At 69.7% G+C, this 2628-nt stretch carries 2 protein-coding genes and 1 pseudogene; 2 read left to right on the top strand and 1 reads right to left on the bottom strand.

All coding sequences use genetic code 11. From position 1 onward, the window contains the following. Positions 1 to 21 precede the first annotated feature (21 nt). Entirely contained in the window at positions 22 to 924 is a 903-nt protein-coding gene (locus WU80_RS24515) for an amidohydrolase family protein (protein WP_197281364.1), read from the bottom strand. A 255-nt stretch (positions 925 to 1179) separates the two neighbouring features. Here WU80_RS24515 and WU80_RS24510 point away from each other — a divergent pair, with 255 nt between their 5' ends. Beyond that, the gene (locus WU80_RS24510) at positions 1180 to 2274 is read left to right on the top strand and encodes an AMP-binding protein (RefSeq protein ID WP_055405674.1); all 1095 of its coding nucleotides are present in this window, start codon (positions 1180 to 1182) and stop codon (positions 2272 to 2274) included. 35 nt (positions 2275 to 2309) lie between these two features. Beyond that, a pseudogene (locus WU80_RS24505) lies at positions 2310 to 2600 on the top strand (aldehyde dehydrogenase); the annotation flags it as partial. Positions 2601 to 2628: the final 28 nt, after the last annotated feature.

Here is a 2628-nt window from a genome sequence, read left to right as displayed (position 1 = left end):
CCGACTGCACAACCGGGCCGCCTAACCGATGCGCAGCAGCCGTTCGGCGTTGCCGTGCGCGATCTTCTCCCGATCGGCGGCCGGCAGCGTCGTCCGCTCGAACCCGTCGACCGCCTCGCGGGACGACTCGTAGGGGTAGTCGACCGAGAACATCAACGCGTCGGCCCCCACCTCCAGCACCGCTCCCAGCATGACGGCCGGCGAGAAGACCCCGCTGTTGGTGAAGACGATGTTGGTGCCGAGGTAGGCCGACGGCGCGCGCGCCAGCGTGGTGGTCGTCGCGACCGTCGCATACCGGGAGTCCAGCCGGCTGCGCTGAAACGGCAGGAACTCGCCCATGTGGCCCAGGATCAGCGTCGCGCCGGGATGCCGATCGAAGACGCCGCCGAAGAGGATGCGCAACGCGTGCCCGCTCACCTCGGCCGCCCAACTCCAGGTCGCGCCGTACAGTTCCGGACGGCCATCGATGACCCGCCAGCGATCCGCGGGCGGCGCGCCCGGGTGTAGATAGAGCGGCACGCCAAGGGATTCCACCGCCGACCACAGTTCGTCGTAGGCGGGCGCGTCCAAATAGCGCCCGCCCGGCCCGCTGATGCAGTCGTTGACCAGCGCCCCGCAGAACCCGTCCTGGGTGACGGCGCGCTCCAGCTCCGCCGCCGCGGCGGCGGGGTCCTGCAGCGGCAGGGCCGCGAACCCGCGGAACCGATCGGGATGCTGGGCAACGACTTTCGCGAGGTAGTCGTTGGCGAACCGCGCGTCCCCGCGGGCCCGCTCGGCATCGAGGTCGACCTGCAGGCCCGGCGACGTCAGGGACAACACCTGGATGTCGATGCCCGCGTCGTCCATCTCCGGCAGGCGGTATTCGGTGAAGTCGGACAGCCGGCGCTCGTACTCCTCGCCGATCCCGGGGCGCAGCAACCGCATCAACTGCTCATGGGCCGGCCGCAGCTCGGCCAGCTCGGGAATGAAGAAGGCCTATTCCAGGGCGATGTACCGCATCGGTCCCCTTGCTCTCGCGGGTGGTACCACAGTCTATTTGCGCCGGCGCACCGGGTGCGAGTGGCCGTGCGCTGAACACGGGGTGCACACGGTTGAAACTCGCTGTGAAGTAAGCGAATACGGCGGCGTCCTGCGCACCGGTGCTTGGCGAGCCGGTGCGGATGGGCGAGGATCGGTGGCATGGCCGCTGTCGATTTCTCGCTGCTGGACGTGCCGCGATCCCGGCCCGTCGAGGATCCCGAGGCCTACCTGCGCGCGGCGATCGCCTGGCACTTCGGTGAAGACACCGGTTCGGTGTTCTGGTTGCGGGCCGCGACGACGCTGGACTTCGACCCGATCGCCGACGTGCGCGACTTCGCCGATCTGCGACTTTTTCCCAACCTGGTCAACGAATTGCGCGACGCGCCGGTGGAGGACCTCATCCCGCGCGGCTACGGCGACCCGCCGCCGGTGCCCCTGATCTTCGAATCCGGCGGCACCACCGGCGCCCCGAAACGGACTGCGCAGCTTCCGGATTGGGTTGAGCAGGTGGTGCGCTGGCAGACCGAGGACTTCGCCGCCGGCGGGTTCCAGCGCGGCCGCGGCTTCCTGTGCCTGATGCCGAGCGGGCCGCATGGGGTGGGCTATTTCTCGCGGTTGGTCGCCGAGCGGCTCGGCGCAATCTTTCACGCGATCGACATCGATCCGCGCTGGGTCAAGAAGATCGCCGCCCGCGGCGCGGCATCCGAAGTCGCCGCCTACATCGACCATGTCGTCGAGCAGGCCGTGTTCGTGTTGCGGACCCAGAACGTCGCGAACCTGCACACCACCCCGCCGTTGCTCGAGGCCATGGCCCGCGACGACCGCGTGGTCGACCTGCTGAACGACAAGATCCGCTACCTGTTGCTCAGCGGCGCGCACGTGGACGGCGACACCCTCGACCTGTTGCGCGGCATCTTCCCGGCCACCACGATCACCATGGCCTTCGGCAGCACGATGGTGCTCTCCCAAGCGGTGACCCGGACGGCCGACGACGACGCGTTCGTCTTCGACCCGCGGACACCGTACGTGGTGTTCTGGGTGGTCGACCCCGACACGGGGGACCGGGTGCCCTACGGTCAGACCGGCCAGGTGGTGATGAACCACATCAGCAAGGGCATGTTCATCCCCAACAACCTCGAACGCGACCTGGCGGTCCGCATGCCCGGGCCGGCGGGGGAGCTCAGCGACTCGGTCGCAGCGGTGCGGCCGGTGAGCACCTTCGAGGGCGAGCCCGTCATCGAAGGCGTGTACTGAGCATGGCGGGCGAACGGACCGGCGTCGCAGCCGATTTGGTGTCGATCGACGCGCTCGGCCCCGGCGGGGAATACCGGACCCGCCGCCGCGAGGTCATCACCAGTACCGCCGGCGCCGCCGTCGCCGAGCTGAGCCTGGTGCCCCCGCTGTACGTCGCGCGGACCCTGGCCGCCCAGCGCAAGGCGCTGCCCCTCCCGGTCGCGCGGCGCGCGGCGGCACTGTCACGCGCCGCCGCCATCTTCGCGGACGGGGTGATCGCCGGCCTGGACTTCGAGGCGTATGTCGGCCTCGCCAGCCGGATTTCGGGGCTGCCCGTCGCGGTGGCCCTGTCTCTTATACACATCTGACGCTGCC

The organism is Mycobacterium sp. UM_11 (genome assembly GCF_001414075.1).
Classification (GTDB): domain Bacteria; phylum Actinomycetota; class Actinomycetes; order Mycobacteriales; family Mycobacteriaceae; genus Mycobacterium.
Note: the sequence above shows the minus strand (reverse complement) of the source record. Positions and strands in the feature narration are given on the sequence as shown.